Annotated in this window: 17 protein-coding genes and 1 pseudogene; 10 read left to right on the top strand and 8 right to left on the bottom strand. The window is 71.0% G+C overall.

What is annotated here, in order from left to right:
• Positions 1-4: 4 nt before the first annotated feature.
• The 3 genes from gnd to ABZX90_RS41210 all read left to right on the top strand — a co-directional run bounded on the left by gnd (position 5) and on the right by ABZX90_RS41210 (position 2041).
• On the top strand, positions 5-883 hold the full coding sequence (gnd, locus tag ABZX90_RS41220; RefSeq protein ID WP_351119117.1) for a phosphogluconate dehydrogenase (NAD(+)-dependent, decarboxylating): 879 nt from the start codon (positions 5-7) through the stop codon (positions 881-883).
• 7 nt (positions 884-890) lie between these two features.
• Positions 891-1502 (top strand): histidine phosphatase family protein, encoded by a 612-nt coding sequence (locus ABZX90_RS41215; protein ID WP_351119116.1) that lies wholly within the window; start codon positions 891-893, stop codon positions 1500-1502.
• Positions 1503-1585: 83 nt separating this feature from the next.
• Positions 1586-2041, top strand: a complete 456-nt coding sequence (locus tag ABZX90_RS41210) for a TerB family tellurite resistance protein (protein WP_351119115.1) — start codon at positions 1586-1588, stop codon at positions 2039-2041.
• A gap of 177 nt (positions 2042-2218) precedes the next feature.
• On the opposite strand, the gene ABZX90_RS41205 is transcribed toward ABZX90_RS41210, so the two are convergent.
• Positions 2219-4147, bottom strand: a complete 1929-nt coding sequence (locus tag ABZX90_RS41205) for a TIM barrel protein (protein ID WP_355213414.1) — start codon at positions 4145-4147, stop codon at positions 2219-2221.
• Between the two features lie 183 nt (positions 4148-4330).
• Complete coding sequence (locus tag ABZX90_RS41200; protein WP_351119111.1) at positions 4331-5206, bottom strand: shikimate dehydrogenase; 876 nt, start codon at positions 5204-5206, stop codon at positions 4331-4333.
• Positions 5207-5407: 201 nt separating this feature from the next.
• On the opposite strand from ABZX90_RS41200, the gene ABZX90_RS41195 reads away from it, so the two are divergent.
• Positions 5408-6073, top strand: coding sequence for a TetR family transcriptional regulator (locus tag ABZX90_RS41195; protein WP_351119110.1), 666 nt, complete (start codon positions 5408-5410; stop codon positions 6071-6073).
• A gap of 279 nt (positions 6074-6352) precedes the next feature.
• The gene (locus ABZX90_RS41190; protein WP_351119380.1) at positions 6353-7648 is read left to right on the top strand and encodes an MFS transporter; all 1296 of its coding nucleotides are present in this window, start codon (positions 6353-6355) and stop codon (positions 7646-7648) included.
• Positions 7649-7784: 136 nt separating this feature from the next.
• Here ABZX90_RS41190 and ABZX90_RS41185 read toward each other — a convergent pair whose 3' ends face one another.
• Positions 7785-9686, bottom strand: coding sequence for a galactose oxidase early set domain-containing protein (locus ABZX90_RS41185; protein ID WP_355213413.1), 1902 nt, complete (start codon positions 9684-9686; stop codon positions 7785-7787).
• 329 nt (positions 9687-10015) lie between these two features.
• Between ABZX90_RS41185 and ABZX90_RS41180 the strand changes: the two genes are divergently transcribed.
• Positions 10016-12286 (top strand): Dyp-type peroxidase, encoded by a 2271-nt coding sequence (locus ABZX90_RS41180; protein ID WP_355213412.1) that lies wholly within the window; start codon positions 10016-10018, stop codon positions 12284-12286.
• A 64-nt stretch (positions 12287-12350) separates the two neighbouring features.
• Here ABZX90_RS41180 and ABZX90_RS41175 read toward each other — a convergent pair whose 3' ends face one another.
• The gene (locus ABZX90_RS41175; RefSeq protein WP_326784535.1) at positions 12351-12788 is read right to left on the bottom strand and encodes a PPOX class F420-dependent oxidoreductase; all 438 of its coding nucleotides are present in this window, start codon (positions 12786-12788) and stop codon (positions 12351-12353) included.
• A gap of 115 nt (positions 12789-12903) precedes the next feature.
• Here ABZX90_RS41175 and ABZX90_RS41170 point away from each other — a divergent pair, with 115 nt between their 5' ends.
• Genes ABZX90_RS41170 through ABZX90_RS41160 form a run of 3 tightly spaced genes read left to right on the top strand, consistent with a single transcriptional unit; the run spans position 12904 to position 16196 of the window.
• Positions 12904-13485 carry a TetR/AcrR family transcriptional regulator gene (locus ABZX90_RS41170; RefSeq protein ID WP_351119103.1) on the top strand — a complete coding sequence of 194 codons (582 nt, stop codon included), beginning with the start codon at positions 12904-12906 and terminating at the stop codon, positions 13483-13485.
• A gap of 2 nt (positions 13486-13487) precedes the next feature.
• A complete protein-coding gene (locus tag ABZX90_RS41165; RefSeq protein WP_351119101.1) occupies positions 13488-14939 on the top strand; it encodes an MFS transporter in 1452 nt (483 codons plus the stop codon).
• A gap of 30 nt (positions 14940-14969) precedes the next feature.
• Positions 14970-16196 (top strand): serine hydrolase domain-containing protein, encoded by a 1227-nt coding sequence (locus ABZX90_RS41160; RefSeq protein ID WP_351119099.1) that lies wholly within the window; start codon positions 14970-14972, stop codon positions 16194-16196.
• A 12-nt stretch (positions 16197-16208) separates the two neighbouring features.
• Here the strand turns inward: ABZX90_RS41160 and ABZX90_RS41155 are convergent, their stop codons facing one another.
• The 3 genes from ABZX90_RS41155 to ribA form a co-directional block, all read right to left on the bottom strand.
• Positions 16209-16376: a hypothetical protein gene (locus tag ABZX90_RS41155; protein ID WP_355213411.1), complete on the bottom strand. Its 168-nt coding sequence runs from the start codon at positions 16374-16376 to the stop codon at positions 16209-16211.
• A 201-nt stretch (positions 16377-16577) separates the two neighbouring features.
• Complete coding sequence (locus ABZX90_RS41150) at positions 16578-17564, bottom strand: ornithine cyclodeaminase family protein (protein ID WP_351119096.1); 987 nt, start codon at positions 17562-17564, stop codon at positions 16578-16580.
• Positions 17561-18268, bottom strand: coding sequence for a GTP cyclohydrolase II (gene ribA, locus ABZX90_RS41145; RefSeq protein ID WP_351119095.1), 708 nt, complete (start codon positions 18266-18268; stop codon positions 17561-17563). The genes ABZX90_RS41150 and ribA overlap by 4 nt, the downstream gene beginning before the upstream one ends.
• Positions 18269-18308: 40 nt before the next feature.
• Here ribA and ABZX90_RS41140 point away from each other — a divergent pair, with 40 nt between their 5' ends.
• The gene (locus ABZX90_RS41140) at positions 18309-19070 is read left to right on the top strand and encodes a creatininase family protein (protein WP_355213410.1); all 762 of its coding nucleotides are present in this window, start codon (positions 18309-18311) and stop codon (positions 19068-19070) included.
• A 137-nt stretch (positions 19071-19207) separates the two neighbouring features.
• Here ABZX90_RS41140 and ABZX90_RS41135 read toward each other — a convergent pair.
• Positions 19208-19951 (bottom strand): annotated as a pseudogene (locus tag ABZX90_RS41135) (lysylphosphatidylglycerol synthase transmembrane domain-containing protein); the annotation flags it as partial.
• Positions 19952-20264 lie beyond the last annotated feature (313 nt).

The following is a 20264-nucleotide window of genomic DNA, read 5'->3' as shown; positions in this document are numbered from 1 at the left end:
GACAATGCAGCTCGGACTCATCGGCCTCGGCAAGATGGGCGGCAACATGCGCGAGCGGATACGCCGCGCGGGACACACCGTCATCGGCTACGACCGCAATCCGGACCTCGCCGACGTGCACAGCCTCACCGAACTCGTGGGCAGCCTCGAAGGCCCGCGCGTGGTCTGGGTGATGGTGCCGGCCGGCGCCCCCACCCAGTCCGTCATAGACGAACTCGGCGACCTGCTGGAGGCCGGCGACACGGTCGTGGACGGCGGCAACTCCCGCTGGACCGACGACGAGAAGCACGCCGAGGAGCTGGCGGCCAAGGGCATCGGCTTCGTCGACGCCGGTGTCTCGGGCGGAGTGTGGGGCCTGGAGAACGGCTACGCGCTGATGGTCGGCGGCGACGCCGAGAACATCGCGAAGGTGCGGCCGGTCTTCGACGCGCTCAAGCCGGAGGGCGACTTCGGCTTCGTGCACGCAGGCAAGGTGGGCGCGGGCCACTTCTCCAAGATGGTCCACAACGGCATCGAGTACGCCATGATGCAGGCGTACGCCGAGGGCTGGGAGCTCCTGCAGAAGGTCGACTCGGTCACCGATGTACGTGAGGTGTTCCGCTCCTGGCAGGAGGGCACCGTGATCCGCTCCTGGCTGCTCGACCTCGCCGTCAACGCGCTGGACGGCGACGAGCACCTGGACAAGCTGCGCGGTTACGCGGAGGACTCCGGCGAGGGCCGCTGGACCGTGGAGGCGGCCATCGACAACGCCGTACCGCTGCCCGCCATCACGGCGTCCCTCTTCGCGCGCTTCGCGTCCCGTCAGGACGACTCGCCGCAGATGAAGATGATCGCGGCGCTGCGCAACCAGTTCGGCGGCCACGCCGTCGAGTCGGCGAAGTAGGCGGACCATGGGCGATCTCATCCTGGTCCGCCACGGAGAGACCGAGTGGACCCTGACGGGACAGCACACCAGCTGGACCGACCTTCCGCTCACCTCGCACGGTGAGGAACAGGCCAAGTCCCTGGCCCCGTTCTTCGCGGGGCACACCTTCGCCCAGGTCCTCACCAGCCCCCTCGACCGCGCGGTACGGACCGCCGAGCTCGCGGGCCTGTCCGACGGGCGGATCGACCCCGATCTGCACGAGTGGGACTACGGCGGCTACGAGGGGATCACCACCCGCGCCATCCACCGGGACCGGCCCGACTGGGTGCTCTGGAACGACGGGGTGCCGCCCGGCCCGGACGGCCACCCCGGCGAATCGCCTCGCGAGGTGGGGGTGCGCGCCGACCGGGTGCTCTCCCGGGTGGACGCCGCGCTCTGCAACCACCCCGGTGATGTCGTGCTGGTGGCGCACGCGCACTTCCTGCGTGTCCTGACGGCCCGCCGACTGGGGCTGCCGCCCGAGTCGGGGCGGCTGTTCCAGCTCTCGACCGGGACAGTCAGCCGGCTCTCCACCGAGCACGGCGATCCGGTGATCGCCACATGGAACGAGCCGGGAACTTCCGTCGTGGTCCGCTAGTTTCTACGGTGCTGTAGAAACCGAAGAGGTTTCCGGTCCGCCCGCTCGGGCGGACCGGACCCTTGCCTACGTATGGAGTTCTCATGGCCCTGTGGGACCGCATCAAGGAGTCCGCGTCGACGATGCAGACCCAGCTCGTGGCGAAGAAGAACGATCTGAAGAGCGGCTCCTTCCGCGACGCGAGCATGGCGATGTGCGCGCTCGTCGCCGCGGCGGACGGCTCTATCGACCCGTCCGAGCGGCAGCGTGTGGCCCAGCTCATCGCCACGAACGAGGTGTTGCAGAACTTCGACGCCATCGACCTCCAGCGCCGCTTCGACGACAACCTGAACAAGCTGACCGCCGACTTCGCCTTCGGCAAGGTCAGCGTCCTCCAGGAGATCGCCAAGGCGAAGAAGAAGCCCGCCGAGGCGCGCGCCGTCATCCAGATCGGCATCGTCATCGGCGGCGCCGACGGCGACTTCGACAAGACCGAGCAGGCCGTCGTGCGGGAGGCGTGCTTCACGCTCGACCTGCCGCCGCACGAGTTCGACCTGTAGGAACCCGGTACACCGGCTGACCCGGCCACGGCCGCGCCACGTCTCCGACGCGCTCAACACCCCAGGTGGGGTGGGTGCGTTGGCGTGGCGGCCGGGGCCGCGGCGCGTCCGGAGGCACCGCGGCGCCCTGTCCGGCATCGTCAGCGACACGGCGACCGGCCCGGGTGGCCCGGCGCGTCAGCGTCCCGCTCGTCCCGCCGCACGCTGCGCCGCGAGGCGCACCGGGGCGTTTCGCGCTCCGTACCCCTGGTATCCGCCGTCGCGCTGGACGAGTTCGAAGAAGACTCGGCCGACGGTCTCCGTGTAGCAGTGCCGGAACTCCCCTTTCCGGTCACGGTCGTAGAGAATGCCGAGTTCGCGGTACGTCGCCAGCTCCTCGTCGCCGAGTTCGTACCGTGCGGCCAGGTCGTCGTAGTAGTTGGCGGGCACCGCCAGCAGACGGCCGCCCGCGGCGCAAAAGCGCCGGGCGGCGTCGGTGACGTCGTCGGTGGCGAGCGCGATGTGCTGGGCGCGGGCGCCGTCGTCCGTGGGCGCGGGGCCGACGCCCAGGGCGATGCGGACGCTTCCGTCGGCGTTCGTGACGGCGCGGCTGCGATGCAGTCCGTACGGGTCGGCGACGTCGACGCTCTCCTGGCCGCTCAGCCCGAGCAGGCTGTGATGGAAGAGGACGGCCTCGTCGAACTGGTGCCAGGGCTGGGTGAGCGCCAGATGGTCGATCCGGGTGACGGAGCCGGCGCCCGACCCCTGCCCCACGCGCCCGACGCGCCCGACGAGCTCGGTGCGCTCGGTGCGCTCGGCGTGCTCGGCGTGCTCGGCGTGCTCGGCGTGCTCGAAGTCGTCCGTCCAGTCGCGGAGTTCCGGACGGACGGGTGAACCCACCTGCCCGGGCAGGACCGGGAGCGCGGGGGACGCGCAGAAGAAGAGTTCGGTGCCGTCGGGCGCGGCGACCGCGTCGAGGGGCACGTCCTCGAGGGCACGGCGGCGCGGCAGGACGGGGGCGAGGAGGGATTCGGCGCGCCGGGCCGCGGCGGCGGGGTCGGGCGACTCCAGGCCGATGGCGGCCAGCGCGGTGCCGTCGCGCCGGGCGGCCGGTCCGGTGTTGACGAGGACCCGGGCCCGGCCCTGCTCCCACAGGTCCACGGGCTTGCTGCGGTGCCGGGCCGTACGGGTGAAGCCGAGGGCGCCGAGGACCTCGGCGACGGGGACGACGTCGGGGGTGACGAGTTCGGCGAAGGCGACGCCGGTCGGCACGACGGGGGCGGCCGGTGCCGCGAGCCCGGCAGCCTCCCGCAGCAGGGGCCGGGTCGCTTCCTGGAGGACGAGGAGGGAACGGCGGGCGTCGACGGCGGTCGGCCCGGCCTCGGCCTGGCGGAAGACGTCGTTGAAGACTTCGAGGGAGAGGGGGCCGCGGTAGCCGGCGCGCAGGACATGTGCGAGCAGTCCGGAGAGGTCGAAGCCGCCCTGGCCGGGGAAGCAGCGGTAGTGACGGCTCCACTGGAGCACGTCCATCGCCATCAGCGGGGCGTCGGCCAGTTGCAGGAAGAAGATCTTGTCCCCGGGGATGCCCTCGATCCCCTTGGGGTCCGAGCCGCGCGCGAGGATGTGGAAGCTGTCCAGGCAGGTCCCGAGGGCGGGGTGACCGGCTGCCTCGACGATGCTCCAGGCGTGGTCGTACGTATTCACGTGCCGGCCCCAGGCGAGCGCCTCGTACGCCACCCGGACGCCGAAGTCCTCGGCGAGTCCGGCCAGTCGGCCCAGTTGCTCCGCGGCGAGCGCGTCGTCGTCCACGGCGCGCGGCGAGACGCTGGAGCACACGAGCACGGTGTCGGCCCCGAGGCGGCGCATGAGCTCGAACTTGTGGCGGGCCCGCCACAGATTGCGCGCGAACTCCTCCTCCGGGACGGCCTCGATGTCGCGCATCGGCTGGTAGAGGTCGATGCTCAGTCCGAGGTCGGCGGTACGGGCCCGGATCTCCTCGGGGGTGAGGGGGCTCGCGAGCAGGTCGTTCTCGAAGATCTCGACACCGTCGAACCCCGCCCGGGCCGCTGCGGTGAGCTTCTCGGTCAGGGAGCCGCTGAGGGACACGGTGGCGATGGACGTACGCATGGCGATGCTCCTTCGGTGTCACTTCGGTTCGGGGCCCGGCCGGGGCGGGACACGGACAGGAGTGCGGGGAACGGGTCGAGTGGCCTCCACCGGTCCGGCCTCCACCGGTCCGGCGCCCGTCCGGTCATCGCGGCCTCCCGGTCATCGCGGCCGGTCGTCGCGCCCTCCCGGCTCGCACGGTCCTCAGCTCCGGGCGCCCGCGGCGCCGGCCAGTTCGGCGATGTCCGCGAGCATCCGCGCCGGGTCGGGCTCCCGCCCGGTGAAGAGCCGGAAGGCGTCCGCGGCCTGGAAGGCGGCCATGCCGCCCCCGTCGAGAGTGGCGCAGCCGACCGCGCGGGCGGTGCGCAGCAGCTCGGTCTCCAGCGGCCGGTAGACCACCTCGGCCACCCACAGCCCGGGGTGCAGCAGTCCGGCCGGGAACGGGAGTCCGGGGTGCGCGGCCATGCCGGTGGGCGTGGCGTGCACGATGCCGTCGGCGTCGGCGAGCAGGGACGAGAGGGTGTCCGGCGTCGCGGCGGCGGCCCGGCCGTCGCCGAAGTGGCGGTTCAGCGCTGCCGCGAGGGACGCGGCGCGGTCGGGCATCGCGTCGACAAGGGTGATGTGCCCCGCGCCCAGGGTGAGCACCGCGTGGGCGACGGCCGCCCCCGCGCCGCCCGCGCCCAGCTGGACGACCCGTTCCAGGGAGACGTCGGGCAGTCCGCGCGCGAAGGAGGCGGCGAAGCCGGTGACATCCGTGTTGTGCCCGATCGCGCGGCCGTCCTCGAAGACGACGGTGTTGACCGCGCCGAGCGCCGCGGCCTGCGGGGCGAGCTCGTCGAGGTGCGCGATGACCAGTTGCTTGCAGGGGTGGGTGATGTTCAGCCCGTCGAAGCCGACGTCGCGTGCGGCGCGTACGAGATCGCCGACCGCCTCCGGTGGAGCGCCGAGGGTGTCGATGTCGATCAGCCGGTACAGACAGCGCAGTCCGTGCCGGTCGGCCTCGCGTTCGTGCAGCGCCGGGCTGAGGGAGGGACCGATTCCGGAGCCGATGAGGCCGACGAGATACGAGGTCTGGGACACGGCGGGCCTCCGGAGGCGTGGGGTCGGCGGCAGGTCGGTGAGCGGCCGGCGACCGACCGACGAACGAGTAATGTACGAACTAGTCCGTTAGTCCTATCAGGCCGCCCGCCCGAAGGGAAGAGAGGGAACCTGGGCGACCTCACGTCGGGGCGCCCTGCTTCTAGAATCGCGGACACCGACCGACTCGCCCGAAGGAACCCGATGACCAGCGTCGAAGAACCCGCACGACCGGGCGGGCGCATCCGCGACGCCGCCCGCACCAGGGCCGAGATTCTCGACGTGGCGACCCAGGAGTTCTCCCGCGCCGGCTTCGCGGGCGCCCGGGTCGACGAGATCGCCGCCCGCACCAGCACCACGAAGCGGATGATCTACTACTACTTCGGCGGCAAGGAGCAGCTCTTCACGGCGGTCCTGGAGCGTGCCTACTCGGTGATCCGGCAGGCCGAACAGGAGCTGGACGTCGAGCATCTGGACCCGGTCGCGGCCATCCGCCGGCTCGCCGAGCTGACCTTCGACCACCACGAGGCGCATCCCGACTTCATCCGCCTGGTGAGCATCGAGAACATCCACGAGGCGGAACACATCGCGGCCTCCGAGGAACTGGGGAGAATCGGCTCGCCCGCGCTCGACGTGATCGGCCGGATCCTGGCGACCGGCCGGGAGTCGGGCCTGTTCACCGCCGACGTCGACGCCGTGGACCTGCACGCGATGATCAGCGCCTTCTGCTTCTTCCGGGTCTCCAACCGCCATACGTTCGGAGCCCTGTTCGGCCGCGATCTGGTCGCGTCCGACCAGCGGGAGCACTACCGCACGATGCTCGGCGACATGGTCATCGCCTATCTGACCGCGGACCGCGCCACGGACTGAGCACGGAGAGATCCTTCGGCGCGACCCCTTGACACCCGGGAAACGTGGGCGCAACATCCGTAGCCATCCGCTACTAACTATCCAGTGGGTTAATTAGCCGTGAGACTGCGGTCGTCGCCCGGACTCACTCCCGGCACGGCCGACCCGCACCCCTCGGGGTCCCGGCATCCGTCCCCCGGCCCCGCCGCACTCCCGTCCCCGGAGTTCCCGAAGGAGCACGCCGTGTCCGACACCGCCGTCCCGCTCGACGCGCCTCCAGGTCAGCCCAGGAAGGCCGCCATGGCCGCCTGGATCGGCAGCGCCCTGGAGTACTACGACTTCTTCATCTACGGCAGCGCCGCGGCCCTGATCTTCCCGAAGGTCTTCTTCGACGAGTCCGACCCGGCCACCGCGACCCTCCTGTCACTCGCCACGTTCGGCGTCGCCTACGCGGCCCGCCCCGTCGGCGCGCTCTTCCTCGGCCATTTCGGCGACCGGGTGGGCCGCAAGAAGATCATGGTCTTCACGCTGATCCTGATGGGTCTTTCGACGTTCCTGATCGGCTGTCTGCCGACGCGCGCGCAGGTCGGCGGCCTCGCCCCGGTCCTGCTGGTCCTGTGCCGGGTCCTGCAGGGCATCTCCGCGGCCGGCGAACAGGCCAGCGCCGGCTCGATGACGCTGGAACACGCGCCGCCGGACCGGCGCGGCTTCTTCACCAGCTTCACCCTCAGCGGCACCCAGGGCGGCCAACTCCTCGCGACCCTGGTCTTCCTGCCGGTGGCCGCGCTGCCCGAGGACCAATTGCTCTCCTGGGGCTGGCGCGTGCCCTTCTGGGCGAGCGTCGGGGTCGCCGTCGTCGGCTACGTCATCCGCCGTACGCTCCAGGAGACTCCGGCCTTCACCCGGCAGGCGGCGACCGAGGGGGTCGTCGAACTGCCTCTCGCCGTGCTCTTCCGCGAGCACTGGGCGGACGTGCTGCGCGTCGTCGCGGGGGCGCTCATCGCCTCGGTCAGCACGATCTTCACGGTGTGGGCGCTGGCCTACGGCACCAGTGACGCCGTCGGTCTGTCCCGGACGCAGATGCTGTGGGTGGGCGCGCTGGCCAACCTGGTCGCCCTCGGCGCGATTCCCGCCTGGGCCACGCTCTCCGACCGCATCGGCCGCCGCCCGGTCTATCTGATCGGCGCCACGGGCAGCGCGGTCCTGATGTTCGCCTACCTGTGGGCCATCTCCACCGGCTCGTACCCTCTGGTGCTGCTCTTCGGCATCCTGGCCTTCGGTCTCGTCTACAGCGCCGCGAACGGTGTCTGGCCCTCCTTCTACGGCGAGATGTTCTCCACCCGCGTCCGGCTCTCCGGCATGGCGATCGGCACCCAGATCGGCTTCGCCGTGGCCGGGTTCGCCGTCACCTTCGCCGCGCAGATCGCCGGACCGGGCGGTGACGACTGGTCCTCGGTGGCCCTGTTCACCGCGGCCCTGTGCGTGCCGCCGGTCCTCGCCGCGCTCACCGCCCGGGAGACGCACAAGGTGCCGACCGAGCTGCTCGGCGAGGACGCGGCGGGCGACGCGGTCAGGCGTGCGGCCGTGACCGCCTGACCAGCGGCCTCACTCGAAACGAGCCGCACCCATCGCTGATCGGATCCCCTTCCCCACGTCGCCGGGGTCCTGAGCGGTGACGGAGCCGAAGCCCTCTGAGGACCTCCGAACAGCGGAGGTCCTCAGAGCCGCGCGGTTACTGCGGACGGAGGCTCGACCCCCGGGTCTGGCCGCCGGAGGCCGGCTTGAGCTGGACCCAGCCGGCGGTGCTGGGTACGCCCTCCTCATTGAGGAGGAAGAGCATGTAGTAGCCGGGCGGGGCGGCATTGGCCGACGGGGGCGCCTGCAGTTCGAGGAAGCTGCCGCTGCGGCTCTTGATCCGCAGGTCGAGGTGGCGCTGGCTGGTGTTGACCGAGTGGGTCGCGGTGGTCGGTGCCAGCAGGACTGCGCGGGTGACGTCGGCGGCGGTGTTGCTGCTCACCGTGATCTTCTCGTTGTATCCGACGGACGGGTTGAACACGGTGCCGAGGTGGGGGCGGCTGCCCTGCTGGAGGTAGGCCGGCTCGTAGATCTCGATACTGCCGTTCATGTCGTCGCTGACGTCGGGGTCGTTGGCGAGCTGCTGGAGCTCGTCACCGGTGACCATCACCCGGCCGTCCGGAAGCACCACGGCGTTGGAGTGGTAGCCGCGCGGCAGCCGCTGGGCCGGGCCGAGCTTCCAGTTGCCCTTCTCGTCGCGCAGTTCGATCTGGCGGTACTTCAGATCCGCGTTGGGGTTGTACGGGCCGTTGCCGTAGTCGCGGATGTCGAAGGCGCCGTTGACGGTCATCAGGGTCGCGTCCGGCATGAGCAGGGTGTCGTCCTGGGTGCGGCCGAAGGCTCTCGCCTTCTCCTTGCTCCACTGGCCGCCGACCAGCTGATAGGTGTTCGGGTCGTTCCGGTCCCCGCCGAGCACCAGCACCGAGTCCGGGCCCTTGAAGCCGGCGGGTAGCGGCACGGCGGACCCGTAGTTGCGCGGCATGTTGTCCGGGCGAGGTGCCAGGTCCGTCCGGGTCTCGGCGGCGGGGTCGAACTTCCACTGCTGGTCGGGGTTCCGGCCCAGGCCGTAGATCTTGCCGTCACGCAGCGAGAAGAGGTGCGGGTAGTCACGCTTGAACGGGGCGTCGGCCTTGAACAGTTCCGGCGCCCAGCCCTCCGGCTTGTCCATCTTGGCCGTGGGCACGGGCTTGTTCAGGGCGGGGAAGCGCTCGACGATCGAGGTGGGGGTGCCCCAGCCGAGCTCCGACTGGCCGGACATGATCAGCTGCCGCCCGTCCGCGCCGGTCACCACCGACGGGTACCACCGGCCGACCACCATGTCCTGGTTCTGGTACCACTTCTCCTCCCACGGGTCGAAGACGAGGGAGAGCTTGGCGCCGGAACCGCCGTTGCCGCCGAGGTTGCCGCCGAAGACGCCGAGCATCCCGTTGGGCAGGAAGGAATGACCGGCACAGAAGAACGGCGCGGGGCGGGGCTGGTTGAGCCCGTCCGGCATGTTGATCACGGGCGGCGTGACTTTGGCGAACGAGCCCGGGCCGGTGCCCTTGGCCGGATCCCACAGGTACGCGCGGCCCGCGTTCTCCTTGCCGATGGTGTCGGTCGGGGCGGGTTCCTTCTGAGGGTTGCTCTCGATGCGCTCGAAGGAGAACAGCAGCACCTTGCCGGTGGGCAGCATGGCGATGTGCGCGGCGAAGTCCGGCGACTGGAAGTACTCCCGGAACCGGCCGGAGTCCATCGCGTCGAAGTCCGCGTTGACCTTGGCCTGGGAGGCCCCGAGTGCCTTGAGTCGCTCGGTGCGGGTGGACTGTGGGTATTCGCCGACGGCCTTGATGGCCCTCCTGGTCATGGCGTGCTCATCGGCGTGCTCCTTGCCGATGACTTTCGCCTCGTCCTGGTCGGCCTGCGACCGGTCGGCCGAGGTGCCGTCACCACCGTGCTCATGGGCGGCGGCCGGGCCGGAGGACAGCACGGCGAGTGTCAGTGCGGAGACGGCACACGCGGAGATCGCCGCGGCCAACGTCCTTCTGGACGACGGCCCGGTCAGCTTCCTACGGGACATGGGACTCCTTGCGAGAGAGGGGAAGGGCGCGCAGCGGTGGCGTCGCGGCCGCGCCGTGTCACCGACCCGATGGCGGGCACATGACGCGAGCACGTGACTACGCACAGTGTTCGCCTCTTGATCGTCCGCTGTCGCGCGATGCCGGGCGGGCGGGTGATCTTCCGGCGGCCGAACGAGTCAGAACCCGTACAGGGCTGGGATTTTGCGTCACGGCGCATGCCTGCTGACGGGCCCGTCCGGCGGCACCCCCACGCCTTCGTCGATCACATGACGTAGCGTCTCGATTACTGTGATCATTCCGTGGCATATGCGTCTGTCAAGGAGAAAACGTGAGAGAAGAGCCCAAACTTCGTGAGAGCGACGACATCCAGGGCGATGTGATCGCGGGCTTCAAGAAGGACCGCATGACGCTGCTCTTCCTCAAGTTCGAGGACCCCGCTCGGGCTCGTACCTGGGTGAAGCGGCTCGCATCCCAGATCTCCACCACCAGGCAGGTGGCCACCTTCAACGCGGCGTTCCGCATGGCGAGGCAGGCCACCGGCGGCGACGACCCGAAGGCGCTGAAGGCCACCTGGACGAACGTCAGCTTCACCTACGAGGGCCTGAAGGTCCTCATCGGCGGCAAGGACCCCCTGCCCTCGGTACGGAAGGGCGGCACTCTGGAGGCGTTCAAGGAGGGGTCCCACAAGCGCTCGCTGGGCGACACCGGCGACAGCTCACCCGAGAACTGGCTGTTCGGGGACGGCAAGGGCCAGACCGTGCACGCCGTGATCACCGTCGCCTCCGACACCGCCGAGGGGCTCCAGGACGCGTTGACCGCCCAGCGCGAGGCAGCCGCGCAGGCCAAGATCGTGATCGTCTTCCAGCAGAACGGCGCCACGCTGCCGGGCACCCGCCGCGGAAAGGAACACTTCGGTTTCAAGGACGGGGTCAGCGAGCCGGGGGTGATCGGCTTCGACGAGCCCGACCCGGAGCGGCCGGAGTACGTCAAGGACCACCCGGGCACCCGGCTGGTCCCGCCCGGCGAGTTCGTCATCGGGCACGACCGGGTCGGCGGGATTCCGTACGACGAGATGCCGGAGTGGGCCGACAACGGCAGCTTCCAGGTGGTGCGCCGGCTCGCTCAGGACGTCCCGGGCTGGTGGGCCCAGGTCGCCGCGCAGCTGAAGGTCCTGAGGAAGGCCAAAGTGGTGCCGGACGAGGCGACCGCCGAATGGCTGGCCGCCCGGATGGTGGGCCGTTGGCGCTCGGGCACTCCCGTCGCCAAGTGCCCGCACGCCGACATGCCCGACAACGCCCTCGCGGGCCAGGACAACGACTTCGGCTACCGCAACGACCCGGAGGGGTTCACCACCCCGCTCTTCTCCCACCTGCGCAAGACCAACCCCCGGGACGGCCTGCAGGAGAGGCCCGGCGCGGGCCCGCTCCCCGAGAAGCCGGTCATGGACCGACGCCGGATCATCCGCCGCGGCGCCCCCTACGGTGCGCCCTTCGACCCGGCCTCGGACGGCCCGGGCGGCCCCGACCACCCGCGCGGGCTGCTCTTCGTCTGCTACCAGTCCGACCTCGTCGAGCAGTTCGAGTTCATCCAGAAGATGTGGATCGACAACGTCGATTTCCCGCCGAACCGCCCCGCGAAGCCCGGCCCCGACCCGATGGTCGGCCTCACCGGCAAGGTCAACTTCGAGAGCCCCGACGCGACGACCGAGCTGAGCTTCCATCAGTTCGTCACCACCGAGGGCTCGGTCTACGCCTTCGTCCCCTCGCTCACCACACTGCGGCTGCTGGGCGACGGCCACCTCACCGACAAACTCCCGGAGACCGTCCGTCCGACCGACGCCTTCCTCCCGATTCCCGACCGCCAGCGGGACAACGGCAAGAGCTGGTACTGGGCCTACGGGACCGGTGGCGACGGACCGGTCTGCCGCACCATCTCCATCGCCGACGGCGACGAGCACAAGGACGTCGTCGAGCGCCCCGACCGGCCCCTGGCCACCTGGCCGTGCTACATCGGCGTGTCAAAGGTGGACGCGATCCTGCCGGTGCCGGACGAGCAGCGTGTCAACGGCCGGAGCCGGTACTGGCTGTTCCACACCGTCGAAGGCCGCCAGGTCTACCGGCTGATCTCGATCGCGGACGGAGCGGAGTCCGGACTCGACCCCGAGGCGGCAGGCGCCGTCGACCGGCCCGACCGGCCGATCTCGGCCTGGGCCTCGTTCAACGGAATCGAGCAGGTGGACGCTTTCCTGCCGGTGCCCGACATGCAGCGCCAGAACGGGAAGAGCCACTACTGGCTCTTCCACTCCTCCCTGGGGCAGCAGGTCTACCGGCTGATCTCGATCGCCGACGGCTCCGCGCACAACGACGTCATCGAGCGCGGCGACCGTTCGCTCAGTCTGTGGCAGTCGCTGGCCGGCGTCTCCCGCGTGGACGAGTTCCTCGCTGTGCCGGACATGCAGCGCATCAACGGGCTGAGCCTGTTCTGGGTGTTCCACCAGCAGAAATACCGGATCATCTGCATCGCCGACGGCCACGGGCACAACGACCAGGTCGCGGTCGAGGACCGCTCGATCACGCTGTGGAAGTCCCTGACCGGCTGAGGCCCGCGCATTCACAGAAGCGGGAGGGACGTTCCCCGCCGCCCCCTGGGCGCCGGGGAACGTGTCAGCGTCCGGGAATCCCGTAGGCCCGCTCCACGCGCAGCCGCAGCACGAGCCGGCCGTCGCGGACCATGGCGGCACGGTATTCGTCCCAGTCGGGGTGTTCGCCGAGGACGTCCCGGTAGACCCGGATGAGCTCCTCGACCGTCTCGTCGTGGGGGTCCCCGGCGACGGGCGTCAGCTCGGCCGTGCCCTCGACGACCGTGTACGCCCACCGGTCCGCGCTGGTCACGTGGTACGAGGCCCGCGGGTCCCGGCGCAGATTGCGGGTCTTGGCGCGGTCGTCGGTGAGCGAGACGCGGATGACCCCCTCGTCGGGGTAATAGAAGTGGCTGACGTTCGACAACTGGGGCCGGCCGTCCTTCTTGAGGGTGACGAGCACCCCGCCCTTGTACTCGGAGAGCAGCTTGAGCAGTGCGTCCTGGGTCGCTTCCTCAGTCATGTGTGGTTCAACGCTCGGGATCCGGCACGTCATTCCGCGCCGACGTCCTTCCGGGCCCGTCCCTCATCGCGCACATGAGTAGACAGTGTCTACTCACTCCTGGTAGACAGTGTCTATGAGTGAACGGGAGACCATCGGGCTGAGGACGCGCCTGATCGACGTCGGAGTCGATCTCGTGACGAGGGAGGGCGCGCAGGCGCTGACGCTGCGGGAGATCGCCCGCCGGGCGGGGGTCTCGCACGGCGCCCCGCGCCGCTACTTCCCGACCCACCTGGAGCTGCTGTCCGCCATCGCGCGCCGCGGCTTCACCGACCTCCAGGCCCGGGCGACGGAGGCGGACGGTGACGGCGGGGGCGACCCCCGTGCCCGGCTCACCACCCTGGCGAAGGTCTACCTGGACTTCGCGCTGTCCCAGCGCGGCATGTACGAGCTGATGTTCCGTCACGACCTTCTGGAGAGCAACGAGTTGGGGCTCCGCGAGACTAGCCTGCCGCTGTTCGGGGCGCTGGTCGACCTCGTCGGCCGGGTGCGTCCGGAGGCCGACGCCCGCATCCTCGCGGGTGCCCTGTGGGCGAACCTGCACGGCATCGCCCAGTTGTGGGGCTGGGGAAGCCTGAAACTCGCCACGGGCGCCGACGACTTCGTACCCCTCCTGCACGCGGCACTCGACGCGCACCTCGGACCGGAGGAGCGGTGAACGTGCCCGGTTCGCAGTCCGCCGCCCGCCGCACCGCCCCGGCGACCGCGCACCGCCGGATCACCCTGGCGAGCAGCGTCGTCGGTGCCGTGATCGTGGCCCTCGACGGCACGGTCCTCACGGTCGCGCAGCCCACGCTGCAACGCGACCTGGACGCCTCGTTCGCGCGGGTCCAGTGGACCAGCACCGGGTATCTCATCGCGGTGGCGGGCCTGTTGGTGTTCGCGGGACGCCTCGGAGACCGCCACGGGCATCAACGGGTCTTCGCCCTCGGCATCCTGGGGTTCGGGGCGGCGTCGGCGGGGATCGCCGTCGCGCCCGGGATCGGCTGGGTGATCGCGCTGCGGGTCGTACAGGGCGTCTTCGGCGCGCTGCTGCAACCGGCCACGCTCGGGATGCTGCGCGCCGCGTACCCGCCCGACCGGCTCGGGATGCCCATCGCGCTGCGGACGAGTGCCATCGGTCTCGCCGCGGCCGCCGGTCCGCTGCTCGGCGGCGCGCTGGTCAGCAACTTCGGGTGGCGGGCCGTCTTCTTCCTCAACGTGCTGCCCGCGCTGGTGATGGGCACGGCGGCGCTCACCGTCCGGGCGCCGGACGACGCGGGGACCAGGACCGCGCGCCCGGCCGCGGCGGACGGCCTCGATGTGCCGGGCGCCTGTCTGCTCACGGTGGCCCTGGTCGCCCTGGTGCACACACTGGTCGCCGTACCCGACGCCGGGTGGACGGCTGCGACCGTGGCCGGACTCGCCGTGGTGGCCGTCTCCGGCGCCGCGTTCGTACGTCGGGAACGCCGCGCCGCCAGCCCTCTGGTGCCGTCCGACGTCCTCGGCTCGGCGACCATCGGCGCGGCGCTCGGCATTCTGGTGGCCGCGTCCGCCGCCATGCTCGGCACCCTGTTCGTCGCCAGCTACTTCCTTCAGGGGACCCTGGGTCTTGACCCGCTGCAGACCAGCCTGCGGGCCCTGCCGGGCGGCGTGATGATGGTGCTCGGCGCTCCCGTCGCCGCCGTGCTGCTGCGCAGGTTCGGCCCGCGGCGGACCACCATGGCCGGAACGCTCGTCCTCACGCTCGGTGTCCTGCTGCTGGCCCAGCTCGACGAGGCGTCGACGGCCGTGTCCATCGGACTGGGTTTCCTGCTGCTGGGCGCCGGTTTCGCCACGGTGATGGTGACGGCGACGGCGGTCGTCGTGCGGCACGCGTCCGCGGCGTCGGCCGGTGTGGCGGGCGGGTTGCAGCAGACGGCGATGAACGTCGGGCCCACCCTGGGGATCGCGGCGGCGGCCACGCTGATGACGGTGACACCCGGCGCCGCCGTCGGACCCACCCTGACGACGCTCGCGGCGTTCTCCGCGGCAGGAACGCTGATCGCCCTGCGGCTTCCGGGGCATAGGGACACCGTGAGCGCCGCTCACGGGAGCCCGGAGGAAGCCTCACCAGCCCGTACGGAACGATGAAGGACACGAGCCGCCGCCCGGAGGAGAGCCATGGGACATCTGCGACAGGAAGTCGAGCCGGGATCGGTCGGCCTCGACGCCGAGGCGCTGGACCGACTCGACCGGCACTTCGCCCGTCTGGTCGACGACGGCCGGCTGCCCGGCTATCTGGTCGCCGTCTCCCGGCACGGACAGGTCGCCCACCTCACCACGTACGGCAGACGCGACCGCGAGGCCGGGCTCCCGGTGGAGAGCGACACGTTGTGGCGGATCTACTCCATGACCAAGCCCGTCACCTCTGTCGCCGCGCTGATGCTCCTCGAAGAGGGACGCCTCGGGCTCGACGACCGCGTGGCCGACTTCCTTCCGGCCTTCGCCGAGCCACGGGTCTACGTCGGCGGAACGGGACCCGACACGACGACCCGGCCGGCCGACCGGCCCATCCTGATCCGCCACCTGCTGACCCACACCGCCGGCCTGACCTTCGGCTTCTACCACGCGCACCCCGTCGACGAGCTCTACCGCGACGCCGGTCTGGAGTCGTCCGTCGCGCCGGGCGCGGACCTGGCGGAGACCTGCGAGGTGTACGCCCGGCTGCCGCTCCAGTTCGAGCCGGGCACCCGGTGGAACTACTCGGTCGCCACCAATGTCCTCGGTCGGGTCATCGAGGTGGTGTCCGGCCAGGATCTCGACGCCTTCCTCCACGAGCGGATCTTCCGGCCCCTCGGCATGACGGACGCCGGTTTCCACGTCGCGGACGAACAGGCGGGCAGACTCGCCGAGTTGTACGGCGAGGACGGCGAGGGAGGGATCACCCCGATCGCCGGACTCCCGCTGCGCGGCCGGCCCCGCTTCCTGTCCGGCAGCGGCGGGATGGTGGCCACCGCCCACGACTACCACCGCTTCATGGAGATGCTCCGCCGCCGCGGCGAACTCGACGGAGCCCGTCTGCTCCGCCCCGGGACCGTGGACATGATGGCGACCAACCAACTGCCCGGCAACGCCGACCGGCGCTCCTTCGGCAGCCCCGTCCACCAGGAACCGGGCAACGCGGGCCTCGGTTTCGGCCTCGGCGTCTCCGTCGTGGTGGACCCGGCGATCACCCGTGCCCCGTCGAGCGAGGGCGCGTTCGGCTGGAGCGGAGTGGCCACCACGACCTTCTGGGTCGACCCACGGCGCGATCTGACCGTGCAGTTCCTCAGCCAGTTCCGCCCGACGGCTTCCCACTCGGTCTTCCCCGAGCTCAAACGGCTGCTGCACGAGGCGGTACCGGCCTGATCGCCTCGCCGTTCAACTCGGCTTCGACGTCGTCCGGTTGATCCGGTACACATCCCGTACGCACAGGTTGAGCACCGTGGCGGCCACGATCACGCCCGCGCACACCAGGAGCACCTCGCGGTCGGACCGGACGCCTGCGGCGAAGGCACGTGCGCCGCCGTCTTCATGGTCCTCTCTCACCACTCGGAGGGGACCTGTCCGGCCCCGTCGGACGACTCCAAGTGCCCGGCGATCATACGAGGTTGATCCCGGGGCGCGATGAATCCGCGACCACCCGCCCTGCCGGGTGCCGGGCGATGCCCGTGCCCAGGACGCCGCCGCCGACGGCCGTGAGCGCCGAGGTCGTACACCGGGCTCGGCCGACGACCGTGCGCGCCGAGGTCAGGCGCCGGGCTCCGCCGCCCCTGCCGCGTGGATGACGGCCCACGCCGCGGCGGCGTCCTGGATGCCGAGTCCGACGCTGTTGTAGAAGACGATGTCCTCGGGCCGCGTGCGGGCCTGACGCCGGCCGGTGAGCACGTCGCCGAGCGCGATCGGATCTCCCGGGGCGAGCCGGCCCTCCCGCAGCGCGTCCACCACCGGCCCGGCGTGTTCGGCCGCAGTCCCGGGATCGTCGACGACCACCGCGGCGGCCCGCCGGAGCACCTCCGCGTCGACCTCGCTGCGGGTCGGCTCGAAGGATCCGACGCTGACGACCGTGCAGCCCGGGGCCAGCCAGGCGCCCCGGACGACCGGCGTGCTGCTGAGGGTGCAGGCGGCGACCATCGGCAGCCCTGCCACGGCCTCCTCGGCCGAGTCGACGGCCGTGACGGCGACACCGAGTTCGGCGGCCAGGCGCTGCGCCGCTCGGGCGCGCCGGCCGGGATGCGGGCTCCACAGTCGTACGGACCGCAGCTCGCGCACCCGGGCGACGGCCCGCGCGTGGGCGAGTGCCTGGGTGCCGGAGCCGAGCAGGCCCAGCTCCGCGCTGTCGGCGCCGGCCAGCACGTCGAAGGCGACGGCGCTGGCCGCGGCGGTGCGCAGGGTCGTCACCGCGGTGCCGTCCATGACGGCGACGAGCCGCCCGGTGACCGGGTCGAGCGCGTTGATCACCGCGTGGACGGTCGGCAGCCCGGCCGCCGCGTTGCCGGGATTGACGCTGCCGATCTTGGCGACCGCCCCGGTGTCCGCGGACAGGCGGGCCAGGTACGCGAAGACGACGCTGTCGTCGAAGCGGCTGGGGTGCATGATCTTGCCGGGCAGTTCCGCGGTGCCGTCACCGAGCGCGGTGAAGGCCGCGCGCTGCGAGGCGATCGCCGCGTCGGTGTCCAGCAGCCGTGTCACCTGCTCGCGCGAGAGGAACAGCGGACCGAGGTCGTCGTGCGTCATTCCTCAGTGATAACCGTCTTCGCCGATTCGCAAAAGATCGCCTTGGTCCATTCCTCGCTGTCCAGGTGGGGCAGGTAGTGGTCGAGGCGCTCCCGCTTGGTCAGCAGATAGCTGAGGTTGTCCTCGCACGGCGGTATCAGCAGCGGCACCTGCTCGGCGACCTTGATGCCGTGGCGCAGCAGCGACTCACGCTTGCGCGGGTTGTTCGACAGCAGCCGTACGGACCGTACGCCGAGGTCGTGCAGCATCTCCGCCGCCACCCGGTAGTCCCGGGCGTCCACCGGCAGCCCGAGGGCGACGTTCGCCTCGACGGTGTCGAGACCCTCCGCCTGGAGCTTCATCGCCTTCAGCTTGGCGAGCAGTCCGATGCCCCGGCCCTCATGACCCCGGAGGTAGACGAGGATGCCGCGGCCCTCGGCCGCGATGGCGCGCAGCGAGGCGACGAGCTGGGGGCCGCACTCGCAGTGCTGCGATCCGAAGGCGTCGCCGGTGAGGCATTCGGAATGCAGCCGGGTGAGCACGTCCCCTTCGCGGAGAGTGTCCAAGTCCCCGTGGACGAGGACGACTTGTTCCTCGCCGCGGTCGTGGTCGAGGTAGCCGACGGCATGGAAATCGCCGTACTCGGTGGGCAGTGGGGCAATCACGACTCGTTCGACACCTGTGAGGTGGGCATTCCCGCCGAGTACGCCAAAGTTATCTGTCATGATCTGGTTCCTAAGCAGAGTCGAAAGGGCCGTGAAAAACATGAGTAGTTCGGGAACGCGCGCGACGGTGTCCGGTGTGCTGCCGCTGGACACCACGGAGGACGTCCGCGAGCGGGGGGCCGGTGTCACCCGTCAGGTCGCCGTGCTTCCCGTCGGCAGCCTCGAACAGCACGGCGCCCACCTGCCCCTGACGACCGACACACTCGTGGCGTGCGCCATCGCGGGGGAGATCGCGGCCGCCTATCCGGTGCATCTCCTTCCTCCGGTGACGATCTCCTGCTCGCACGAGCACGCCGCCTGGCCGGGTACCGTCAGCATCTCCTCCGTCACCCTGTACGCGGTCGTCCGTGACATCGCCGCGTCGTTGCGCCGCTCGGGCATCGACACCCTGGTGGTGGTCAACGGACACGGCGGGAATTACGTATTGGGCAATGTAGTCCAGGAATCCGCGGGCACCGGTACTCGTATGGCGCTTTTCCCGGCCATGGAGGACTGGGAAGGCGCGTGTGAACGGGCCGGTGTGCAGACGTCGTTGCTCACCGATATGCACGCGGGAGAAATCGAGACGTCCATTCTCCTGCATGCCCATCCGGAATGCGTCAAAGACGGTTATGAGGCCTCCGATTTCGTCGCCGACGACCGTCGGCATCTGCTCACCCTCGGCATGTCGGCCTATACCGAGTCCGGGGTCATCGGCCGTCCCTCGATGGCCGGCGCGGAGAAGGGGAAGGAGCTCCTCGCCGGGCTGACCGAGGCGTTCGGGGCGTATTTCGCCCTGGTGACGTCCGAGACGCTGCACTGATCAGGCCCTCCCGCGCTCTCCTCGCGGGGGCGCCGCAGCGCGCCACCCCACCGGACGACCAGGACCACGGCGCCGGGCAGGCTCGCCGCGAAGCTGAGCACTCCGTAGATCACCGCGACGGTGAGGCCCATGCCGGCGCCGAGCCCGGCGGCGCCGAACGCCCAGGCGGTGACGCCCTCGCGGGGCCCCCAGCCGCCGATGTTCAGCGGAAGCCCCATGGCCAGCAGGGCGAGCAGCGCCAGTGGCATCAACTGGGCGACGGACGCGGTGGATCCGGCGCTCCGCGCGGCGAGCACGAACATCGCCAGGTGGCCGGCGAGCACCAGCACCGACGAGAGCGTCACGCCGGGCCAGCTGCCCCGGGCCAGCAGGGCGCCGCGCGCCTCGACGAGCGTGCCGCGGACGGCGCCGTACCGGCCGGTGACCGCGGGGGCCCGGCCTCTGCGCACGGCGCCCACGGTGACGACGCCGCACACCGAGACGATCGCGAGGATCAGTGCGAACTCGCGGGACTGCGCGAGCACCGGTGACGGCTGGGTGAGCAGCACCACCGCGCCGACGGCCACCAACACGGCTTGTCCCGCGGTGCGTTCGAGCACCACCGCGCGTACGCCCCTGCCGATGTCACCGGCGCTCTGCCCGTGCCGCACGGCCCGGTGCACATCGCCGAGGACTCCGCCGGGCAGGGCGGCGTTCAGGAACAGCGCGCGGTAGTAGTCCGCGACGGCCGCGCCCAGCGGCAGCCGGATGCGCAGCTCGCGCGCGACGATGCACCACCGCCAGGCGCTGAACACCGTGGTGAGCAGGCCGATCCCGATCGCCGCCCACAGTGTCGTGCCGTCGATCCGCCGCAGGCCGTCCAGGAACACCCCCGTGCCCATCCGCCAGAGCAGCACGCCGAGAATGAGGACACCGGCGACGGTGCCGAGGTGGGTGCGGACACGACGGAACGCGAGCCGGGCCCGGGGGCCCTTCGCGGTTCCGTCGGGCGCGGGGCTCCCGGAGTCCGCGGCCGGGCCGGACCCCGGCTCGGCGTCCACGGGGCCCGACGCCCGCGAGGTGTCCGCACCGGGCTCGGCGGGAGTGTTCAGGGGCGGGCCGTCGAGGTCCGGGGTCGTGGCCGCCGGGGCGGTGCTCTACCTCGACGAGCCGACGATCGGGCTCGACGTGATCAGCAAGGCGCGGGTCCGGGAG

It is taken from the genome of Streptomyces sp. NPDC002935 (genome assembly GCF_040611295.1).
In the GTDB taxonomy this organism is placed as follows: domain Bacteria; phylum Actinomycetota; class Actinomycetes; order Streptomycetales; family Streptomycetaceae; genus Streptomyces.
This window is presented reverse-complemented; position numbering and strand designations above follow the sequence as displayed.